General features: G+C 70.1%; 1 protein-coding gene. It reads left to right on the forward strand.

Translation table 11 applies throughout. The features are described 5' to 3' along the window. The first annotated feature begins 369 nt into the window (after positions 1 to 369). On the forward strand, positions 370 to 24,705 hold the full coding sequence (locus tag C8K38_RS06660) for a non-ribosomal peptide synthase/polyketide synthase (protein WP_108168803.1): 24,336 nt from the start codon (positions 370 to 372) through the stop codon (positions 24,703 to 24,705). Positions 24,706 to 24,793: the final 88 nt, after the last annotated feature.

The following is a 24,793-nucleotide window of genomic DNA, read 5'->3' on the forward strand; positions in this document are numbered from 1 at the left end:
CGGGCCTCGCGCGGGATGAAGTGTATAGTTCGCGGTTTCGGACTCCGGACAACGCCGGTAGGGGAATCGTCGTTAGCCGCCTTGTGGCACGTTGACCTGCATCGATTCGATGTCGAATCGATCCGGGGGCTCCCTTGTAATTTGTCGGACAATTGGACCATTCGCATGCGCGATGCCCGCGGTGTCTCGTAGTCTCCCGCACAGACACGCGCCGATCCGCGTGCGTAATTCGCGTGCCCAGCACTCGCCATCGGCACTGAAGGACCCCGCCGCAAACCACACATTGCCCACGCATCGCCCCATCAACTGGACACTTGCCTAATCGCCGAGTCTCTTCGGGCTTAGCAATCATCTCGAGAGGTTCTACCCGTGGTTCCTGCACGCGACGCTGTCCGTGAGTCCGATCCCCGCCACTCGCATCCGCAGCTGGATGCGGACCGCAGTGCCGAAGCGTTCCCGCTGTCGGCTGCGCAGCGCGGGATCTGGTTCGCGCAGCACCTGCTGCCGGATGTGCCGATCACGATCGCCCAGTGTGTCGAGGTGGTCGGTGACCTCGACGTCGAGACCCTGCGGGCCGCGGGGGCCCTTGGTTCGCGGGAGATGGGCACCGGCATGCTGCGGATCGTCGAACACGAGGGTGATCCCGCCCAGGTCGTCGACGCGACGCTCAACGACCAGATGAAGGTCATCGACCTGCGGTCCGCGGCCGATCCGGCCCAGGCGGCCGAGGACTGGATGCGTGCCGAGTACAGCGCTCCGATCGACCTGCTCACGGACCGGTTGATCGAATCCGCCGTCCTTCGGCTCGGGGACGACCACTACTACTGGTACGCCCGCATCCACCACATCGTGCTCGACGGATTCGGCGCGATGACGTACATGAACCGCGTGGCCGAGCTGTACACGGCGACCGCCGAGGGCAGGCCCGCCGCCGAGCTCACCGCCAGTCCCGTCCGTGAGATCTGCGAGGACGAGGCTCGCTACCGGGAGTCCACCCGGTTCGCCAAGGACCGCGAGTACTGGACAGAGCGGACCCGGGACCTGCCCGAGCCGATCAGCCTCGCCGCCAGCACCGCGGCGGTCGGCGCCTTCTCGCTGGTGGCCGGAGGGCCGATGGCCGCTGCGACCGAGGCGGCCATGGAGGGACAGGACTCCCAGTTCACCCCGACCGCCATCGCCGCGGTCGCGGCCTTCCTCTCCCGGCTGACCGGCGAGAGCGATGTCGCGCTGAGCCTGCCCGTGTCGGCACGGACGACCGCCCGGATGCGCCGATCCGGCGGCATGGTCTCCAACGTGATCCCGCTGCGGGTGCAGGTCGGCAACGAGACGACCGTCTCGGACCTCGTCTCCCAGGTGCAGTTGGAATTGACCGGGGCGCTGCGCCACCAGCGCTATCGCCACGAGGACATCCGGCGCGGACTCGGCTCGGGTGCGGGACAGCGTGGATTCTTCGGTCCCGCGATCAACATCATGATGTTCCACAGCGAGATCCGCCTTGGCACCCTGACCGGGCAGATGCGGGTCCTGACCACCGGGCCGGTCGAGGACCTGTCCGTCAACATCTATCCGAGCGTCGCCGGGAGCCGGCCCCACATCGACTTCGAGGCGAACCCGAACCTGTACACCGCCGAGGACCTGGATGGGCACCACGCGCGGTTCCTGGAGTACCTCACGCAGTTCGCCGCGGCCGATCGTGCCGCGCTGGTGTCCGATCTGGACGTGCTGCACGACGACGAGCGCGCGGAGTTGGTGCCGCTGCGTGGGCCCGCGGCCTCCGATGCCCGACTCCTGCCGGACCTGTTCGCGGACGGTGCGACGGCAAATCCGGACGGCCTCGCGATCGTCGCAGGCGAGGATCGGGTCAGCTACCGCGAACTCGATACCCGGTCCAACCAGCTCGCTCGGCTGCTGATCGACAGCGGCGTCGGCCCGGAGTCGTTCGTGGCCCTCTCCTTCGCCCGGTCGGTCGAGGCGCTGGTGGCCGTGTGGGCCGTGGCGAAGTCCGGTGCGGCCTTCCTGCCCATCGACCCGGAACTGCCCGTCGATCGCAAGTTGCACATGGTCACCGACTCCGGCGTCCTGGTCGGGCTCACCACGGCGGCGCAGCGGGGTGTGTTGCCGTCCTCGGTCGACTGGCTGATCACGGACGACGAGGAGACGACCGCCCGGTACTCGGTGCTGCCGACGGATCCCGTCACCGACGCGGACCGGCGACGTCCGCTGCGCACCGGAAACCCGGCGTTCGTCATCTACACCTCGGGATCGACGGGGCTGCCCAAGGGCGTGGTGGTCACCCACGCCGGTCTGGTCAACTTCGCGGCTGCGGCGCGCCAGGAGCTGGGGATCACCTCGGCCTCCCGGGTGCTGCGTTTCTCGTCCGCCAGCTTCGACGCCTCGGTCTTCGAGATGCTGCAGGCCTTCACCGCAGGCGCGACGATGGTGGTCGCCCCGCCCGAGGTGTACGGCGGCGAGGACCTCGTGGACCTGCTGCGATCGGAGCGGGTCACCCACATCATCTCGGCGCCGACCGTGCTCGGGTCGGTCGACCCGAAGGGTCTCGTCGACCTGCAGGCGGTGGTCGTGGGTGGCGACGTCTGCACCCCGGACCTGGTCGGGAAGTTCGCCGACGTCTGCAGGTTCACCAACAGCTATGGGCCGACCGAGACGACGATCGTCATCACGACCGGCCGCCCGCTCTCGGTGGACGATCGGATCACCATCGGTGCGCCGATCCAGGGTGCGAGCGCCCTTGTGCTCGATCGCCTGCTCCGCCCGGTGCCGGTGGGGGCCATTGGTGAGCTGTACCTGGCCGGCCCCGCGCTCGCCCGCGGATACCACGACCGGCGGGGGCTGACCTCCGACCGTTTCGTCGCGAATCCCTTCGCGGAGCCCGGTTCTCGGATGTACCGGACCGGCGACGAGGTCAGGTGGACTCCCGATCACGAGCTGATGTTCGTCGGACGCGCCGACCACCAGGTCAAGATCCGCGGATTCCGGATCGAGCTCGGCGAGATCGACGCCGCGTTGACGTCGCAGGACGGGATCGACTTCGCGGTCACCATCGCGCACGAGCGCAGCAACGGCGCGATCGCGCTGGTGTCCTACGTACGTCCCCGGACCGGTCACGCGGTGGATCCGGCCGCTGTCATCACCCGCGCCGGGGAGTTCCTGCCCGGTCACATGCTGCCGTCCGCGGTGATGGTGATCGACCACGTCCCGCTGACCACCGCCGGCAAACTGGATCGGCGCGCGTTGCCCATCCCCGTGTTCGGCACCGCCACGGCGGAGTACCGCGAACCGGTCACCGAGGCCGAGAAGCTGATCGCGGAGGTGGTCTCGGAGCTGCTCGGCGTCCAGCGCATCGGTGTCGACGAGTCCTTCTTCGCGGTCGGCGGCGACAGCATCATCGCCATCCAGCTCGTCGCGCGGGCCAAGGCACGTGGACTGCGGTTCTCGGCGCGGGACGTCTTCGAGCGCAAGACAATCGCCGAGATCGCGAAGATCGCAGTCCAGGCAGAGGGCGCGGAGAACACTGCGCTCGAGGAGCTCGCGGGCGGGGGCATCGGAGCGGTGCCGCTGACGCCGATCGTGCACTCGATGCTCGACCGCGGAGGACCGGGCACGTTCTTCCAGGCGATCGCCCTCACCCTGCCCGACGGCATCGACCACGCCTCGCTGACCGCCGCCGTCGCCGCGCTGACCGATCGTCACGACGCGCTGCGCGCGCGGTTCCTGCCCGACGGAGATGGCTGGGTCTTCGAGACCAGGGCCGACTCGCTCGACCCGGAACGGCTGCTGCGCACTGTCACCGTGACCCAGGCCGGCATGACCGAAGCCCTGCTCGAGGAGTGCGAGACGGCCGCGGGCCGACTCGACCCCGCCGGCGGAATCATGATCCAGTTCGTATGGCTGACAACGGAATCGGCGGAACGGCTCCTGATAGTCGCCCACCACCTCGTCGTCGACGGGGTGTCGTGGCGCACCATCGTCCCCGACCTCGCGCAGGCGTGGATGCAGGCTTCCGCTGGCGCCACGCCGGAACTCACGCCGATCGGGACCTCGCTGCGTAGGTGGGCCCACGGCGTCGCCGATTCCGCCGCCGCGAAGACGTTCGCCGGCGAAATGGACTACTGGACGGGTGTTCTCTCGGGTCCGGACCCGGCGCTCGGCACCAGGGACCTCGACCCGGATCTGGACACGGTGGAGACCGCGGGCCGGGTGCGGGTGGAGCTGACCACCGCCGTCACCGAATCCCTGCTGACCACCCTGCCTGCTGCCTTCCGGTGCGGAGTCAGCGAGGGGCTGATCTCCGCACTCGCCGTGGCGGTGTCGGCATGGCGCCGCGATCGCGGGCTCGAGTTGCCCTCGCTCCTGCTCAACCTCGAGGGTCACGGCCGCGAGGACGAGGCCGTCGCCGGCGCGGACCTGTCGAGGACGGTGGGTTGGTTCACCAGCCTGTTCCCGGTGCGATTGGACCTGACCGGGGTCGATCTCGCCGACGCCGTGGACGGGGGCACCGCGGCGGGCGCAGTGATGAAGGCCGTCAAGGAGCAACTACACGCGGTTCCGAATCGCGGTGTCGGATTCGGCGTGCTGCGGTACCTCGACGACGCGACCTCTCCGGTGCTCGCGTCGTTGCGCGTGCCTCAGGTCAGTTTCAACTATCTCGGACGCACCGGCGCGGCCCAGGTGCCCGAGTCGATGCGGGGTCTCGGGTGGATCCCGGACCCGGACGCACCGGACCTCAACGCCGCCAGCGGTTCCGATCTGACCGTCGGGGCGGTGGTGGACGTCAACGCGGTGGTCGACGACGGAGTCGACGGGCCGCGGCTCTCGGCGATCTTCGCCTTCCCGACCGGACTGCTGACCGCCGACGACGTCGCCGAGCTCGCCGGACTCTGGCAGCGTGCACTGGTGGGGCTTGCGGCGCGCGCCGAGCTGCCCGCCGCGGGCGGGTTCACGCCCTCGGACTTCCCGCTGGTCCGGGTGGGTCAGGCCGAGATCGAGCGGTGGGAGAGCCGGTACCCGCTGCTGTCCGACGTGTGGCCGCTCTCGCCGCTGCAGCGTGGCCTGCTCTTCCACGCCGAGCTGTCGGAGCAGACGGTGGACGTGTACACCGCGCAGCTGAGGCTCAACCTGGCGGGGGTCGTCGATTCGAGCAGGTTGCGTTCCGCCGCAACGGATCTGGTTCGGCGCCACGAGAATCTGCGTACCGCGTTCGGCTACGCGGAGGACGGTTCCGCCGTGCAGATCGTGGTCGAGCGCGTCGACCTGCCGTGGCGGGAGGTGGACGTCCGGGCGCTGCCCGAGCACGAGCGGGACGTGCGCCTGGAGAAGCTACTGGACGACGAGCGGACCGCTCGGTTCCCGATGGACAGCCCGCCGCTGCTACGGATCCTGTTGGTGCGCACGGCGCCCGAGCGGTACGTGCTCGCCATCACCAATCACCACATCCTGCTCGACGGTTGGTCGATGCCGCTGCTGGTGCGGGAACTGTTGATCTCCTATGCCGCGGGCGCCGACATCGCGGGCCTGGCCCGGCCGCGCTCCTATCGCGAGTACCTCGCCTGGCTGGCCGATTGTGACACCGCGGCCGCACACGCGGCCTGGGGTCGCGCACTCGACGGCGTCACCGAACCGACCCTGCTCGCGCCTGCCCGGCTGCCGGGGGAGCAGGGACCGCTGCCCGAGGAGTTGGTCGTCGATCTGCCCGCCGGGCTGGAGGACGGGATCGGCCGGATGGCCCGCGAGCTCGGGGTGACCGTGAACACGGTGATCCAGGCGGCGTGGGGGCTGCTGCTTGCCCGGCTGCTCTCCCGCGACGACGTCACCTTCGGCGCCACCGTATCCGGACGCCCGCCGCAGCTGGCAGGCGTCGAGTCCATGCTGGGCCTGTTCATCAACACCGTGCCCGTCCGCGTCCGCGTCGACCAGGACGAGTCGGTCTCGGACTTCCTGTCCCGGCTGCAGGCCGACCAGGCGGACCTGCTCGATCACCATCACGTCGGACTCGGTGACATCCAGGCTGCGGTCGGTCTGGGGGAGCTCTTCGACACCTTGACGGTGTTCGAGTCGTATCCGGTCGACAAGTCCGGATTCGACGAGAACACCGACATCGGCGGAATGCGGGTGCTCGACCTCGACGCACACGACGCGACGCACTTCCCGCTGACGCTGATGTCGATCCTCGACCCGCGGCTGCGACTGAACCTGCGGTACAGCCCGCAATCCTTTGATCGGGATGCCGTGACGCTGTTGGCTTCCCGGCTGATCCGCATCTTGGACACGATGGCGGCGCAGCCCGGCCTCGCGGTCGAGGAGATCGACATCCTCGCCCCGGGCGAGCGGGACCTCGTGGTCGCGGAGTGGAACGACACCGACCACCCAGTGGCCCCGGCCACCCTGGTCGACCTGTTCGCCGCGCAGGTCGCCTCGACCCCGGACGCGGTCGCGTTGGTGGCCGGGGACGAGTGCGTCTCGTACCGCGAATTCGACCGCCGGGTCAATCGACTGGCGCGGTACCTGCTCGCCGCCGGGGTGGGGCCGGAGTCGTTCGTCGCGGTGTCGATGCGACGGTCCGTCGACCTGATGGTGAGCATCTACGCGGTCCTCGCCGCGGGCGGCGCGTACGTGCCGATCGATCCCGACCAGCCCGCCGAGCGGACGGACTACGTGCTGTCCCAGGCCCGGCCGGTGCTGGTGCTGACCACCTCGGCCGACGCCGCCGCCATGCCCGACGCCGCGACGACGGTGGCGGTGGACACCATGGACCTGTCCGGCCAGGGCGATGCCCCGCTGCAGGAGTCCGAGCGGGCGCAGTTGCGCGGTCACAACACCGCCTACGTGATCTACACGTCCGGCTCGACCGGGCGGCCCAAGGGCGTCGCGGTCCCGCACGCCGGCATCGTGAACCGACTGCTGTGGATGCAGAGCAGGTACCCGCTCGGCGGCGACGACGCGGTGCTGCAGAAGACGCCGGTCACCTTCGACGTTTCGGTGTGGGAGCTGTTCTGGCCGTTGCAGACCGGCGCCCGCATGGTCATCGCGGAACCCGACGGCCACCGCGACCCGCGGTACCTCGAGGCGGTGATCCACGACCAGCGGATCACGACGCTGCACTTCGTGCCGTCGATGCTCGAACTGTTCCTCGCCGACGCCGACCTGTCCCGGTGTGAGTCCCTGCGCCACGTGTTCGCCAGCGGCGAGGCGCTCCCGCCCAGCGCGGTCGCCGAGTTCCACCGGCGCAGCCGGGCGCGGCTACACAACCTGTACGGCCCGACCGAGGCGTCGGTCGACGTCACCTTCCACGAGACGCACCGAGCGGAGCCGGTCGTCCCGATCGGCGCACCGGTGTGGAACACCCAGACCTACGTGCTGGACGCCAGGCTGCGTCCGCTCCCGGTCGGTGCCGCGGGAGAGCTCTACCTCGCGGGCGTCCAGCTGGCGCGCGGGTACGTCCAGAGGCCGGACCTGACGGCGGACCGTTTCGTGGCGGACCCCTTCGGCCGCCCGGGCGCGCGGATGTACCGGACCGGCGACCTGGCCCGGTGGAACTCTCAGGGTGAGTTGGAGTACCTGGGGCGCACCGACTTCCAGGTGAAGCTGCGCGGCCAACGCATCGAGCTGGGCGAGATCGAGTCGGCGCTCACGCGTGACGACTCGGTCGGCCAGGCCGCGGTGCTGCTGCGCGGCGGCGCCGGCGGCGAGTTCCTCGCCGGATACGTGGTGCCGGCGGCCGGCGCGGAGATCGACCGCGCGGCGTTGCTCGAGTCCGTCGGGCGCGACGTGCCGGCGTACATGGTGCCCTCGGTCCTCATCGTCCTCGACGCGTTTCCGCTGAACGCGAACGGCAAGCTCGATCGGAAGGCGCTGCCGGAACCCGAGTTCACGGGCGCAGAATTCGTCGCCCCCGCCACCGCCACCGAGATCGTGGTCGCGCGGATCAGTGCGGAGTTGCTCGGGAAGCCTCAGGTCGGCGCGTCCGACAACTTCTTCGACCTCGGCGGCAACTCGTTGCTCGCCACCCGTCTGCTCGCACGGCTCGACTCGGAGCTGGGTGTGCGGGTGAGCGTGCGGGATCTGTTCGAGTCGCCGACGGTCGGGGCACTGGCTGCCCGGCTCGACGACGCCAACGGCGCCGGCGTGCGGCCGCCCCTGGTGCCGGCGGTCCGTCCGGACCGGGTCCCGCTCTCGCCGGCGCAGTCCCGGATGTGGTTCCTCAACCAGTTCGACACCAGCTCCGGCGCCTACAACGTCGCCGTGGCACTGCGGCTGAGCGGCACCCTCGACGTCGCGGCGTTGCGGGACGCGGTCGCGGACGTGACGGGCCGGCACGAGTCCCTGCGCACCCGCTACCCCGACTCGGTCGACGGTCCAAGCCAGCAGATCCTGGCGGTCGGCGAGGTCGCGGTCGACCTGCCGGTCGCGGCGATGGCGCCGGCCGAGCTCGCGGACCGACTCCGCGAGGAGGTCGCGGGCGGCTTCGACGTCACCACCGAACTGCCGATCCGGCTGCGCCTGTTCCGGGTGGCCGGTGACGAGCACGTCCTGTCGATGGTCGTGCACCACATCAGCATCGACGGGTGGTCGATGCAGGCGTTGGCGCGTGATGTCATGTCCGCGTTCAGTGCTCGCGCGCACGGCACGGCGCCCGGATGGGAGCCGCTGCCGGTCCAGTACGCCGACTACGCGCTGTGGAAGCAGGAGATCCTCGGATCGGAGTCAGACCCGCAGTCGCTGGCCGCGCGGCAGCTCGGGTACTGGTCGCAGCAGTTGGCGGGTCTGCCGGACCTGCTGGCCCTGCCCCACGACCACCGGCGTCCGGCGACCCCGACCTACCGCGGCGCCGGAGTGCCGTTCAGCATCGACGCCGACGTCTACCACGGCGTCCGCGAGCTCGCCCGCCGCGCCAACGCGACGCCGTTCATGGTGCTGCACGCCGCGCTCGCGGTTCTGCTGGCCAGGCTGAGCGAGTCCACCGACATCGCGATCGGCACCCCGGTCGCCGGCCGCGGCGAGTCGGCGCTCGACGACGTCGTGGGCATGTTCGTCAACACGCTGGTGCTGCGCTCCGAGGTCGACGGCGCGCTGCCCTTCGACGAACTGCTCCGTGAGATCCGGGATGTCGACCTCGCCGCGTTCGGACAGGCGGACGTGCCGTTCGAGCGACTGGTCGAGGTGGTGGCCCCGGCCCGATCCACCGCGTACCACCCGCTGTTCCAGGTGGTGCTGGCGTTCGAGGACCTGCAGGTCGACGGTTTCGCCCTGCCCGGACTGCAGATCCACCGTGAACCCCTCGACTTCGGGGTCGCGAAGTTCGACCTGCAGCTGACGGTCGGCGAGCTGGTTGACGGGGAGGGCGCCGCAGCCGAGTTCGTCTATGCGAGTGACCTGTTCGACGAGGCCACCGTGCTCGAGTTCGCGGCGCGCTTCCTGCGGATCCTGGCCGCTGCGGTGGAACGGCCCGACGGAGCCGTCGGTGACGTCGAGATTCTCGACGAGTCCGAACGGACGGCGTTGCGATCGCTGGGCGGCGCGCCGTCGCGGTCCGAGCGGCCGGGGGTGACCCTGGCGGCGCTGCTGGCGGAGGCGGCGGACCGCAACCCGGGCGGGGACGCGATCGTGTTCGAGGGGACAGCTCTGTCCTACGCCGAGCTGGATGTGCGCTCGAATCGTCTCGCGCGTGAGCTGATCGGCATGGGCGCCGGGCCCGAGTCCTGCGTGGCCGTGGCCCTGGAACGGTCCGTCGAGTCCGTCACCGCGGTGTGGGCGGTGGCGAAGACGGGTGCCGCATTCCTGCCGGTGGATCCGACGTATCCGGCCGACCGGATCGAGCACATGCTCTCCGACTCCGGCGCGCGGGTCGGTGTGACCGTCGGGCAGAACCGGCCCGCGCTGGGAGACTCGGTGCACTGGTTGGTGCTCGACGACGCCAGTGCTGCGGCTCGGGTCGCGGACCGGAGCTCGGCGGCGGTCACCGGCGGCGAGCTGTCGGGCGTGGTGCGGCCGGAGAACCCGGCCTACGTGATCTACACGTCCGGGTCGACGGGTGTCCCGAAGGGCGTGGTGGTGAGCCACGCCGGTCTCGGTGCGTTCGTGGACGACCAGCGCGACCGGTACGGGGTGCGGACCGATTCGCGGACCCTGCACTTCGCGTCGCCGAGCTTCGACGCGTCGATCCTGGAACTGATGATGGCGGCGGGCGGCGCGGCCACGATGGTGGTGGCGCCGACGCACGTCTACGGCGGCGAAGCCCTCGCCGACCTGCTGCGCGAGCAGCGGGTGACACACGCGTTCGTGACCCCCGCGGCCTTGGCGACGGTCGATCCGGCCGGGCTCGAGCAGCTCGAGGTCGTCGTCGTCGGCGGTGACGCCTGCGAGGCCTCACTGGTCGAGCGGTGGGCGCCGGGCCGACGGATGTTCAACGCATACGGGCCGACCGAGTCGACGGTTGTCGCGGTGCACTCGGACCCGATGGTCGCGGGTCGGCCGGTGGTGCTTGGCGGTCCCGTCGTTGGCACCGACGTCGTGGTGCTCGACGCCCGGCTTCACCCGGTGCCGGTCGGCGTCGCGGGAGAGCTCTATCTGTCGGGAGCCGGGCTGGCACGCGGCTACCACGCGCGGCTGCCGCTGACCGCGGAGCGGTTCGTGGCCAACCCGTTCGGAGGCGCGGGGTCGCGGCTGTACCGGACCGGTGACCTGGTGCGGTGGTCTCGGGAGGGGACGCTCGAGTACCTCGGACGGACCGATGCCCAGGTGAAGATCCGTGGCCACCGGATCGAGTTGGGTGAGATCGACGCCGTGCTGTCCGCTCATCCGGACGTCGATTTCGCGGCGACGGTCGGGTTCGACGGCCCGGCCGGTGGCCGGTCGCTGGTCGCGTATGTGTTGCCGCGGGCAGGCGCCCCGGTGGAGACCTCCGCGTTGACGAGCTTCGTGCGCGATCGGTTGCCGGAGTACATGGTGCCGGCATCGGTGACGGTGCTCGAGGCGGTGCCGTTGACACCGGGTGGCAAGCTGGATCGGAAGGCATTGCCTGCGCCGGTGTTCGAGGTGCGCGAGTACCTGCCGCCGCGCACGGCCACCGAGCAGGTGGTGGCCGACATCTTCGCCGAGGTGCTCGGGAGCGAGCGGGTCGGCGCGGACGACGACTTCTTCGCGCTCGGCGGCAACTCGCTCAGCGCCACCCAGGTTGTCGCGCGGCTCAACGCCACCGCGGGCACCGGCCTGCGGGTTCGGGAGATCTTCGGTAGCTCGACCGTGGCAGGCCTCGCCGCCCTGGTGGACACACACGAGGCCGCGGACCGGATCCCGCTCGTGGCCGGGACCCGGCCGGACCGGATCCCGCTGTCGCTGGCACAGCAGCGGATGTGGTTCCTCAACCGATTCGACCCCACGTCCGCGGTCTACAACATCCCGCTGGCGGTGCGCCTGACCGGCGAGTTGGACGCCGCCGCGCTCGCCGCCGCCGTGCACGACGTGATCGACCGGCACGAATCCCTCCGCACGGTGTTCCCGGATTCCGCTGACGGTCCGCAACAGCGGATCCTGCCGGCGACCGAGGTGCCCGTCGACCTCAGTCCCGTCGACGTCGACGGCGAGGACGCGCTACGGACGGCGATCGTCGAGCTCGTCTCCGGTGGATTCGACGTCACCGCCGCCATCCCGCTGCGCGGCGGCCTCTTCCGCCTCGACGCAGGCGACTACGTGTTGGTGCTCGTGGTCCACCACATCAGCGCCGACGGATTCTCGACGCTGCCGCTGGCCCGCGACCTGGTCACCGCCTATGCGGCCCGGACCCGCGGCGAGTGCCCGGCCTGGGCGCCACTGGCGGTCCAGTACGCGGACTACGCGCTGTGGCAGCGTGAGGTACTCGGGTCCGAGGACCGCATGGACTCGCTGGCATCGGTCCAGCTCGCCTACTGGGCCGAGCGACTGGCAGGCGTGCCTGCCGTGCTCGACCTGCCCGCCGACCGACCCCGGCCTGCGGTCGCCTCCTATCGCGGTGCCCGCGTCGACTTCGTCGTCGACGCCGAGTTGACCGATCGTCTGCGTGGGCTCGCGCTCGAGCACCGCGTGACCCTGTTCATGGTCCTGCACGCGGCGCTCTCGCTCCAGCTCGCTCGGCTCAGCGGCTCCACCGACATCACCGTCGGCAGCCCGATCGCCGGCCGCGGCGAGGCGGCGCTGGACGACGTGGTCGGAATGTTCGTCAACACCCTGGTGCTGCGCACCGAGGTCGATCCGACCGCGACTTTCGCGGACCTGCTGGCCCAGACCCGCGGGGTCGACCTGGCCGCGTTCGGGCACGCAGACGTGCCGTTCGAACGCGTCGTCGAGGTCGCCAACCCGCCTCGCTCGCAGGCGTATTCGCCGTTGTTCCAGGTGGCGCTGTCGCTGCAGAGTCAGGGCGTCGGCTCGCTCGAGCTGCCGGACGTCCGCGTGACGATGCTCGACCAGGAGACCGACCTCGCGAAGACCGATCTCGAGTTGACCTTCCGCGAGAGCGAGGCGGGCATGTCGGGCTCGCTCATCTACGCGGCGGACCTGTTCGACGGCGGCACCGCCCAGCGGTTCGTCGACCGCTTGGTGCGGGTGCTGGGTGCGGTCTCGGCCGACCCGTCGGTCCTGGTCGGCGAGGCCGATCTGCTCGACCCTCGGGAGCGGTCGGTGCTCGCGGAGCGCGCGATCGCGGCGCCGCTGCCGGTGCGGCTGCTGCCGGAGATCCTCGGCTTCGGAGCGGCCGTCGACCCGGCGGCGGTCGCGCTGACCGCGAGCGGCACCGAGATGTCCTATGCGGAGTTGGACGGGTCGTCCAATCGTCTTGCCCGGCTTTTGATCTCGCGGGGTGTGGGGCCGGAGACGTTTGTGGCGTTGGCGTTCCCGCGGACGGTGGAGTCGGTGGTCGCGATGTGGGCGGTCGTCAAGACCGGGGCCGCGTTCGTGCCGGTGGATCCTGCGCTGCCGGACGCGCGGATCGAGCACATGTTGACCGATTCCGGTGCGGTGCTGGGGCTGACGATGACCCGGGTCCGTGATGGGCTGCCCGGCCTCGTCGAGTGGCTCGAGTTGGACGGCGAGGTGGCCGAGGGGCTGCCGGACGGCCCGGTCTCGGATCGGGACCGGACGGCGCAGGTGTCCGCGAACACCGCCGCGTACATGATCTACACGTCAGGGTCGACGGGCACGCCGAAGGGCGTGGTGGTGACCCACACCGGTCTCGCGACGTTCATGGCCGAGGCACGTCCGGAGCTGGCGATCACGGCCGCGTCGCGCGTGCTGCGACTGTCGTCGGCGAGCTTCGACGCGTCGCTGTTCGAGATGCTGTCCGCGTTCAGCACCGGCGCCACCATGGTGGTGGCGCCGCCGGAGGTCATGGGTGGCGACGAGCTCGCGGTGCTGTTGCGGGACGAGCGGGTGAGCCATCTGATGAGCGCGCCCGCGGCGTTGGGAACCATGCGCGGCGAGGACCTGCCGGATCTCGAGATGGTGGGCGTCGGCGGTGACGTGTGCCCGCCGGAGTTGGTGGAGCGGTTGGCGCCGGGGCGCCGGTTCTTCAACGGCTATGGTCCGACGGAGACCTCCATCGTCATCACCTTGACGGCGCCGCTGTCGGTGGACGACCGGATCACCATCGGTGCACCCATCGGGGGAGCGGGCGCCGCGGTGCTCGATGCGCGGCTGCGGCCGGTCCCTCTCGGGGTGGTGGGAGAGCTGTACCTGTCGGGTGCCGGGCTGGCGCGGGGTTACCACGGCAGTTCCGCGCTGACGGCGAGCCGGTTCTTGGCGAATCCGTTCGGCGCCCCTGGGAGTCGGATGTATGCGACTGGCGACCTGGTTCGCTGGACCGTAGACGGCCAACTGGACTTCGTGGGGCGTGCGGATTCGCAGGTCAAGCTCCGCGGGTTGCGGATCGAGCTCGGCGAGATCGAGGCGGCACTGGCCGGCTGCGACGGAGTGGCGCAGGCGGTCGTGATGGTGCACGAGGACCCGCACACCGGACAGCGGTTGCTCGGTTACGTGGTGGGTGAGGCGGATTCGGCGCTCGAACCGCAGGTGTTGCGCGATGGGCTGTCCGCTGTGCTGCCGACGTACATGGTGCCTGCGCAGGTGGTGGTGCTCGACGAGCTCCCGCGCACGGTGGTGGGCAAGTTGGACCGGAAGTCCTTGCCTGTGCCGGAGTTGGAGGTGCGGGCCTTCCGGGCGCCGTCGACGCCGATCGAGGAGATCGTGGCCGGGGTGTTCGCGGATGTGCTCGGCGTGGAGCGGGTCGGCGCAGACGACGACTTCTTCGAGTTGGGTGGCAACTCGCTGATCGCCACGCAGGTGGTTTCGCGGTTGGGTGCGGCGCTGGATGCCCGGGTTCCGGTACGCCTCCTGTTCGAGGCGTCGTCGGTGGCGGCACTGGCGGTGGCCGTCGAGCGGCACGCCGGTGCGGGCGGACGCACGGCGCTGGTCGCGGCTCCGCGCCCGGAGCGAATCCCGTTGTCGCTTGCGCAGCAACGAATGTGGTTCCTCAACCGGTTCGATCCGCAGTCGTCGGCGTACAACGTGCCGATCGCGCTGCGTCTGTCGGGCGAGTTGGACGTCGATGCGCTGCGGGCCGCGTTGGCTGACGTGCTCGAGCGGCACGAGTCCCTGCGGACAGTCTTCCCCGGCTCGGACGACGGCCCGCGGCAGCGGATCCTGACCTCCTCCGAGGCCGGAATCGACATTGTCGGCCTCCCGCTCACCCCGGACACGCTGATCCCGGCACTGACCGAGGTGGCCTCGGCCGGATTCGACGTCACGACCGGCGCTCCGGTGCGGGCGCGGCTGTTCGAGCTCTCCGACGCCGAGCACGTTCTCGTCGTCGTCGTGCACCACATCGCGGCCGACGGGTTCTCCGTCGGGCCGCTGGCCCGCGACGTCATGGTCGCCTACGAGGCCCGCAGTCGCGGACAGGCACCGGGCTGGGCACCGCTGGCCGTGCAGTACGCGGACTTCGCTCTGTGGCAGCGTGAGGTCCTCGGCTCCGAAGACGATCCGACGTCCCTGATCGCCGGTCAGCTCACCCACTGGCGGGACGCGCTGGAGGGTCTGCCGGACCAGCTGAACCTCCCGGGTGACCGGCCTCGGCCGAGTGTCGCCTCGTACCGTGGTGCGCGGCATCGCTTCTCGCTCGATGCCGACCTGCAGCGCGGGCTGAACCGGGTGGCGCGGGAGAACCACGTCACGCTGTTCATGGTCGTGCACGCGGCCTTGGCGGTCCTGCTCTCGCGTCTGTCCGGTACGGACGACATCGCTGTCGGCACCCCGGTGGCGGGTCGCGGCGACGCGGCCCTCGACGACCTCGTCGGCATGTTCGTCAACACGCTGGTGTTGCGGACGGAGCTGGACCAGTCCGAGTCCCTCGCAGCGCTGCTCGTGCGCGCCCGGGAGTCGGATCTGCAGGCCTTCGGGCATGCCGATGTACCGTTCGAGCGGCTGGTCGAGGTGCTCAACCCGGCTCGCTCGCAGGCCCGTCACCCGTTGTTCCAGGTGATGCTGGTGTTCCAGAACTTCGCGGAGGCCTCGTTCGAGCTGCCGGGACTGACGATCTCGGGAGTCGACTACGACGCAGCGGCAGCGAAGGTCGACCTGCAGCTGACGATGTCTGAGGTTGACGCGGCGGGCGGGGGAATGCAGGCCGAGTTCGAGTACGCGACAGATCTTTTCGACGAGTCGACGGTCGCGTCGTTCGCCGAGATGCTTCAGCGGATCCTGTCCGCGATGGCGGCCGACATGTCCGTCGCCGTCGGCGACGTCAAGATTCTCGACGAGGTCGAGAGCGCCCGCGTGCTCGGGTGGTCGCGGGGCAGGCGCTCGGCGGTGTCGGTGACGTCTCCGGTGTCGCTGTTCGGTGACCGGGTGGACCGGTTCCCCGACGCGGTCGCGGTGGCGGCCGGTGACGAATCGGTGACCTACGCGGAGCTCGACACACGATCGACGGCGTTGTCGGCCGAACTGGTCCGGCTGGGTGTCGGCGTCGACGATGTGGTGGCGCTGGTGCTGCCGCGGTCGGTGGAGTGGGTCGTCGCGATGCTGGCGGCGTGGAAGGCCGGTGCGGCCTACGCGCCGATCGATCCGACGTACCCGGCGGATCGGATCGAGTCGATCCTCGACGACACCGGTGCGCGGTGCGTGGTGAGTGCGTCGGCCAGGGACCTGCCGATCCCGGTCGTCGCAATGGACGAGTTCGTAGGGGCCGGTGAGGTTTCCGCGCGTCCTGTCGACCGGTGGCGTGAGCCCGCGGCGGGGCTGCGGCTGGGCTACGTCATCTCGACATCCGGGTCGACGGGCAAGCCGAAGCCGACGCTGGTGCCGATGGCAGGCATTGAGAACACCCTGGCCTGGTACCGACGTGAACTGCCCGCCGTCGGTGGACTGTTGATCGCCTCCTCGCCGAGCTTCGACCTGACGCAGAAGAACGTGTGGGCGGCGCTGACGGAGGGGCGCGCGATCCATCTCGCCGCCGACGGCTTCGACGCGCGGGACATCCTGCGGATTGTCGAGGCCGGCGCCGCGGTCGGGTCGGGTGTCAGGGTGGCGAACATGTCGCCAAGCGCGTTCGAGGCGGTCGTCGACACCGACGCCGACGGGATCCTGTCCGCCCTTGAGGTGGTCTTCCTCGGTGGCGAGGCGATCCGGATCGGCAAGTTCGAGACGCTGATGAATTCCGGTCTGCGGGTGGTCAACAGCTACGGACCGACCGAGGCCTCGGACGTGGTCTCCGCGTTCGACGCGGCGGTCTCCGACGGCTCCGGCGTACCGATCGGATCCCCGATCGCGAACATCGACCTGTTCGTGCTGGACCGGCGGATGCAGCCGGTCCCGACCGGTGTGGAGGGCGAACTCTACGTCGGCGGCATCGGCGTGGGTCGCGGCTACGGTGGCCGGTTCGGGTTGACGGCGGACCGGTTCGTGGCCAACCCCTTCGGGGACAACGGTTCCCGGATGTACCGCACCGGTGACCTGGTGCGGTGGAACGGTGACGGCAACCTGGAGTACATCGGGCGGTCGGACTTCCAGGTGAAGTTGCGCGGTCAGAGGATCGAGCTCGGAGAGATCGAGGCCGCGCTGGTCGAACACGGCTCGGTCGGACAGGCTGTGGTCGTACTGCACCACGACCGACACCTCGGTGACCGGCTGGTGGGCTATGTGGTGGCGGTGCCGGGTGAGACCGTCTCGGCAGACGACCTGAGGTCGGCGCTGGCGACGCGGTTGCCCGCGTACATGGTGCCCTCGTCGGTGACGGTGCTCGATCGGATTCCGTTGAGTGCCAACGGCAAGGTGGATCGGACGGCGCTACCGGCCCCGGTGTTCGAGGTGCGGGCCTTCCGGGCGCCGTCGACGCCGATCGAGGAGATCGTGGCCGGGGTGTTCGCGGATGTGCTCGGCGTGGAGCGGGTCGGCGCAGACGACGACTTCTTCGAGTTGGGTGGCAACTCGCTGATCGCCACACAGGTGGTTTCGCGGCTGGGCGCGGAGTTGGATGCCCAGGTTCCGGTGCGGGTGCTCTTCGAGGCGTCGTCGGTAGCGGCCCTCGCCGTGGCCCTCGAACAGCACGCGGGCTCCGGTGGGCGCCCCGCGCTGGTGGCGGGCCCCCGGCCGGAGCGGATCCCGCTCTCGCCCGCGCAGTCCCGGATGTGGTTCATCAACCAGTTCGACACCGCCTCGCCTGCCTACAACATTCCGGTCGCGGTGCGGCTGTCGGGCGAGCTGGACGTCGCGGCCCTGCGGGCGGCCGTCGGTGACGTTGTCGAGCGGCACGAGTCGCTGCGGACGGTGTTCCCGAACTCGGCGGACGGCCCGTCCCAGGTGGTCGTCGGCATCGACGACGTCCGGTTGGAGCTGGACGAGGTGGCGGTGTCTGCGGACGGCTTGATGGCCGCGTTCACCGGTTTCGCGCTGCGGGGCTTCGACGTGTCTGCGGAGATCCCGTTGCGGGCAAGCCTGTTCCGCGTTTCGGAGACGGAGCATGTCTTCGCGTTCGTGGTGCACCACATCTCGTCCGACGGATTCTCGGCGGGGCCGTTGGCGCGGGATCTGATGGTGGCGTACCTGGCGCGGACCGAGGGTCAGGCCCCGACGTGGGCGCCCCTGACGGTGCAGTACGCGGACTTCGCGCTGTGGCAGCACGAGGTGCTCGGGTCGGAGGACGACCCGGAGTCGCCTGCGGCAGTCCAGCTCGGCTACTGGGTCGAGCAGCTGGCAGGGGTGCCCGCACTCCTGGAACTGCCGACGGACCGCCCGCGGCCGCCGGTGGCGTCGATGCGCGGCGCGCGTACCGACTTCACAATCGACGCGGAGCTGCTGGGGCAGCTGACGGAGCTGGCTCGGGAGCGTCAGTCCACGCTGTTCATGGTGCTGCACGCGGCACTGACGGTGCAGCTGGCCCGCCTGAGCGGGTCCACCGACATCACCATCGGCAGCCCGATCGCCGGTCGGGGTGATGCCGAGCTCGACGACGTGGTCGGCATGTTCGTCAACACCCTGGTGCTGCGCACGCAGGTCGACCCGACCCTGACCTTCGCCGAGTTGCTGGCGCGCACCCGCGCGGTGGACCTGGCCGCGTTCGGCAATGCCGACGTGCCGTTCGAGCGGGTCGTGGAGGTGGTGAACCCGCCTCGATCGCAGGCGCACCCGCCGCTGGCCCAGGTGGCCCTGTCGCTGCAGAACCAGGGGTTGGCCTCGTTCGAGCTGCCGGGCATCGAGGTGTCGCCGCTCGAGGCGGACGCCGCGGTCGCGAAGATGGACCTCGAGCTGACCTTCCGGGAGAGCGCGGACGGCCTGGCCGGTTCGCTCACCTACGCGGCGGACCTGTTCGACGAGTGCACGGCACGAGTCTTCGTCGAGCGCCTGGTGCGCTTGCTGGGATCGATCGTGGCCGAACCGGCCGTGGTGGTCGGCGAGCTGGACCTGCTCGACGAGGGCGAGCGGGCGACCCTGGCGCAGCGCGCGCTCGCACGACCGCTGCAGGCGCGACTGCTGCCGGAGATGCTCGCCGCCGGCGCGGCAGTGGACCCGCAGAAGGTCGCGCTGGCCGCGAGTGGCACCGAGATGACCTATGCGGAGCTCGATGCGACGTCGAACCGTATTGCGCGGCTGTTGATCTCGCGGGGTATCGGGCCGGAGACGTTCGTGGCGTTGGCGTTCCCGCGGTCGCTCGAGTCGGTGGTCGCGATGTGGGCGGTCGCCAAGAGCGGGGCCGCGTTCGTGCCGGTGGACCCGGCGCTGCCGCTCGCACGGATCGAGCACATCCTCACCGATTCCGCCGCGGTCCTGGGGCTGACGGTCGCCGGGGTCCGCGAGGATCTGCCGGGCACCACCGACTGGCTCGAGCTCGACGGCGCGACGGCCGACGGGCTCTCGTCCGCCCCGGTCACCGACCGCGACCGGACGGCGCCGCTGTCCGCGGGCAACGGCGCGTACATGATCTACACCTCGGGTTCCACCGGCCTGCCGAAGGGCGTGGTGGTCACCCACACCGGGCTGTCCGCATTCTCCGCGGACGCCCACCCGGAGATGGTCATCACCGCCAAGTCGCGGGTGCTGCGCCTGGCCTCGGCCAGCTTCGACGCCTCGATGTTCGAGATGCTGACCTCCTTCAGCGCAGGCGCCACGATGGTGGTGGCGCCGCCGGAGGTCGTCGGTGGTGACGAACTCGCGGGGCTGGTGCGCGAGCAGCGGGTCAGCCACCTGATGAGCGCGCCCGCCGCGATGGGGACCATGCGCGCCGAGGATCTGCCCGACCTGGAGATGGTGGGCGTCGGCGGCGACGTCTGCCCGCCGGAGCTGGTCGCGCGGCTGGCGCCGGGACGACGGTTCTTCAACGGTTACGGCCCGACCGAGACCACCATCGTCGTCACGCTGACGGGGGCGTTGGCCGCCGGTGACCCGATCACCATCGGCGCGCCGATCGGCGGCGTCGGTGCGGTGGTCCTCGACACTCGGCTGCGGCCGGTGCCGATCGGCGTGGTCGGTGAGCTCTATACCTCCGGCGCCGGGCTGGCGCGCGGCTACCACGACCGCGCCGAGCTCACCGCGGGCAAGTTCGTGGCCAACCCGTTCGGCGAGGCAGGTACGCGGATGTACGCGACCGGCGACCTGGTGCGCTGGACGTCCGACGGCGAGCTCGACTTCATGGGCCGCGCCGATTCGCAGGTCAAGCTTCGCGGTCTGCGGATCGAGCTCGGCGAGATCGAGTCCGCCCTCCTGGCCTGCGCCGGGGTGGCGCAGGCCGTGGTGACGGTGCACGAGGACCCGCACACCGGACAGCGTCTGCTCGGCTACGTCGTCGCCGACCAGGAGATCGCACTCGACCCGCAGGAACTGCGCACCCAGCTGTCGGGATCGATGCCGGCGTACATGGTGCCGGCCCAGTTGGTGGTCCTCGACGCGCTGCCGGTGACGGTCAACGGCAAGCTCGACCGAAAGGCGCTGCCGGTGCCTGCCTTCGAGGCCGTCGCATACCGGGCGCCGTCGACGCCGATCGAGGAGATCGTGGCGGGCGTGTTCGCCGATGTGCTCGGGGTCGAACGCGTCGGCGTCGACGACGACTTCTTCGCCCTCGGTGGCAACTCGCTGATCGCCACCCAGGTGATCTCGCGGTTGGGTGCTGCGCTGGACGCGCAGGTGCCGGTTCGAGTGCTCTTCGAGGCGTCGACGGTCGGCGCGCTCGCAGTTGCGGTGGAGCGTCACGCAGGCGAGGGCGGGCGCCCCGCGCTGGTTGCGGGTCCTCGGCCGGAACGTATCCCGCTGTCACATGCACAGCAGCGGATGTGGTTCTTCAACCAGTTCGACACCAGTTCGCCCGCGTTCAACATCCCCCTCGTGGTGCGCCTGAGCGGCGCGCTGGACACCGCGGCGCTGCGCGCGGCCATCGCCGACGTGGTGGAGCGTCACGAGGCGCTGCGCACGGTCTTCCCGGACTCGGCGGAGGGACCGCAGCAGGTGATCCTGCCCGCTGCCGACGTGGTGCCGCCGCTCGAGCCGGAGCGCATCGACGAGGATCAGATGTGGTCTCGGCTGATCGGGATCGTCGGCGGCGGGTTCGACGTCGCCGCGGCGGTCCCGTTGCGGGCCGGCCTGTTCCAGCTCGACGAGGACGAGTTCGTGCTCGCCATCGTCCTGCACCACATCTCCAGCGACGGTGGGTCCATGGCGCCCATGTCGAGGGACATACTCGTCGCCTACGAGGCGCGACGCATGGGCCTCGAGCCCGGTTGGGCGCCATTGGCGGTGCAGTACGCGGACTATGCACTGTGGCAGCGAGCGTTGCTCGGCGATCAGGACGATCCGAACAGCTTGTCCGCCAAGCAGATCGGCTACTGGACACAGCACCTCGATGGGGCTCCCGACCTGTTGGAGCTCCCGACCGATCGGCCGCGTCCCGCGGTCGCGTCGAACCGCGGCGGCTACGTCGACTTCGTGCTGTCGGCGGATCTCGCGGATCGGATCGACCGCATGGCGCGGGAACACAACTCGACCTTCTTCATGGTGGCCCACGCCGCACTCGCGGTGCTGTTGTCGAGGCTCTCCGGCAGCGATGACATCGTGATCGGAGTGCAGGTCGCCGGCCGAGGTGAGGAGGCCCTCGACGACCTGATCGGCATGTTCGGCAACACGTTGGTTCTGCGCAACCGGGTCGAGGCCGCGACCGCGTTCACCGACTTCCTGGACGAGGTCCGCGCGAACGACATCGACGGTTTCGCCCACGCCGACACCCAGGTCGAGCAGTTGATCGAGGTGCTCAACCCGAGGCGGTCGACCGCCTACTCGGCGCTGTTCCAGGTGCTGCTCGTGGTGCAGAACTTCGCCCGAGCGGAGGTCGCGCTGCCCGGGCTGACTGTCACCCCGCTCGACGCGGTACCCGACGGGGCGAAGCTGGACCTTCAGGTGACGCTGTCGACCGAGTTCGATCAGGAGGCGCGGCGCACCGGGATCCGGGGGGTGTTCAACTACGCGCGTGACCTCTTCGACGAGTCGACGGTGGTCGGCTTCACGGAGAAGTTCACCGCGATCCTCGAGGCGGTCACCAAGGACGCCACGGTGAGTGTCGACGCGATCGAACTGCGCAGCGACACGGAACGTTCCGAGATGGAACGCTGGAACGAGACCGATGTCGTCGTACCCGCACTCACGCTCGCCGATGCCTTCGAGGCACAGGTCGAACGCACGCCCGATGCCACCGCGCTGATCTTCGGCGAGCAGGAGCTGACCTACCGGGAGTTCGACCGCGAGGCGAACAGGCTGGCGCGCCACCTGGTCTCGATCGGTGTCGGGCCCGAGACGCTGGTCGGGCTCGGCATGTATCGCTCGGTCGACCTGATGGTGGCCATGTACGCCATCCTCAAGGCCGGCGGCGGCTACCTGCCCATCGATCCGGAGCATCCGGACGAGCGCACCGAGTATGTCGTGGCGACCGCGAATCCGGTTGTGGTGCTGTCGAGATCACAGGACGCCGGTGACCTGCCGGCCTCGGTCGACGTGATGGAGATCGACGGGCTCGACCTGTCCGGCTTCGCCGACACCGCGTTGACGGATGCGGATCGTCTCCGACCGTTGCGGCCGGCCAACGTCGCGTACGCGATGTTCACGTCGGGGTCCACCGGTCGACCGAAGGGCGTGACCGTCACACACGGTTCGGTGGTGAACCAGATCGCCTGGATGAAGGGCCAGTACCCACTGGGTCCGTCCGACACCGTGCTCCAGAAGGCCCCCGTCACCTTCGACGTGTCGGTGTGGGAGCTGTTCATGCCCCTGCAGGTGGGTGCCCGCACGGTGATCGCGAAGCCGGGCGGACATCGGGACCCCGAGTACCTGGTGGCCGTCGCGGAGGAACAGTCGGTCACGATCATGGAGTTCGTGCCGTCGATGCTCGACGTCTTCCTTGCCGATCCGCAGCTGCAGCTGCCTGCGTCGCTTCGCTACGTCCTGGCCGGTGGTGAGGAACTCCCGGCCGAGCTGGCTCGTCGCTTCGCGGCCCGGTCCATCGCTGTGCTCGACAACACCTACGGACCCACCGAGGTCACCGTGACCTCGACCGCGCATCGGATCGGGCCCGACGTCGGTGCGGTGGTGCCCATCGGTCGCGGGGTGTGGAACACCCGGGCGCATGTGCTCGACTCACGGCTGAGGCCGGTGCCGGTTGGGGTGCCGGGTGAGCTCTACCTGGCGGGCGCACAGCTGGCCCGCGGCTATCACGACCGGGCGGACCTGACCGCGGAACGGTTCGTCGCCGATCCGTGCGGTGGTCCCGGCGAGCGCCTGTACCGAACCGGCGACCTTGTCCGGTGGAACTCCGGCGGCGAGCTGGAATTCCTCGGCCGCACCGACTTCCAGGTGAAGCTGCGCGGTCTGCGGATCGAACTAGGCGAGATCGAGGCCGCGCTGGTGGCGGACCCGTCGGTGCGGGCGGCGGTGGTCGTCGTGCACTCGGGGACCTCGGGCCAGCAGCTGATCGGCTATGTGGTCGGCGAGGGTGAGATCGACACCGCGGCGCTTCGCCGGGGTCTGTCCGCGGCACTGCCGTCGTACATGATCCCGGAGACGATCATGGTGCTCGACGAGTTCCCGCTCAGCGCGAACGGCAAGCTGGAGCGTCGAGCGCTGCCGGTTCCGGAGATCGCGGCACGCGAGTACCGGGCCCCCGTGTCCGCCACGGAGCAGGCGGTCGCGGCGGTGTTCGCGGAGCTGCTCGGTGTGGAGCGAGTGGGGTTGGACGACAACTTCTTCGAGCTCGGTGGCAATTCGCTGATCGGCATGCGGGTGGTCGGGCGGCTGCGGACCGAACTCGAGACCGTGGTCCAGCTGCCGTGGCTGTTCTCCGATGCCACGCCGGAGGCGTTGGCCCGGCAGATCGAGCGTGGCGCCGACGATGTCGTCGGGCAGGCCTTCGACATGCTGTTCCCGATCCGCGCGGCGGGGTCGAAGCCGCCGGTGTTCTGCGTCCACCCGATCGTCGGGCTGGCGTGGTGCTACGTGGGAATGGCCCAGCACATCGATGCGGATCGTCCGATCTACGGCCTGCAGACCCCGGCGGCACAGGGCGACGGTGAGCTGCCCGGTTCGATCGAGGCCGTCGCCGAGCTCTACCTCCGCGAGATCCGTCGGGTGCAGCCCTCCGGCCCGTATCACCTGCTCGGGTGGTCCCTCGGTGGCACGATCAGCCATGCGATCGCGGTGCAACTGCAGGAACAGGGCGAGGTGGTGGAACTGCTGGCGATGCTCGACAGCTTCACCGCGGAGACCCTGCCGACCTCGCCGAACGGCTCGGTGACCATGGCCGAGGTCCTCAGCGGCATGGGAATGGATGGAGCCGGTGATCAGCTGGTCGCGGACGTCACCCTGCCCCAGGCGGTGGCCATGTTCGGTCAGCTGACCGGGCAGAGCGAGGAGCAGGCCGCCGAGGTCGTCGGGCGCCTGCTCGCGGCTGCCGAGCACAATGCGGGCCTCACCGCGTCGTACCGGCCCGGAGTGTTCGAGGGCGACCTGCTGTTCTTCACCGCTGCCGAGGACGACCCCACGGGTCGGTTCGCGGCCACCGGCTGGCAGTCGTACGTCAGTGGCGATGTCCAGAACCATCGCATCGCCAGCACCCACTGGGGAATGACGTCGCCGGCCGCACTGCGTGTCGTCGGACCCGTCCTGAAGGAGCACACCGGCGGGAACCGGGTCCGGTAGGGACGGGCCTCGGTCGGGACATGAAGTCGCCCACCGACACCGCGATCGCGGTCTCGGTGGGCGATGACTTTCAGTGGGCGGGGCTTCG

Origin of the sequence: Rhodococcus sp. OK611 (assembly GCF_003050885.1) — a bacterium.
Taxonomy (GTDB): Bacteria; Actinomycetota; Actinomycetes; order Mycobacteriales; family Mycobacteriaceae; genus Rhodococcus_G; species Rhodococcus_G oryzae.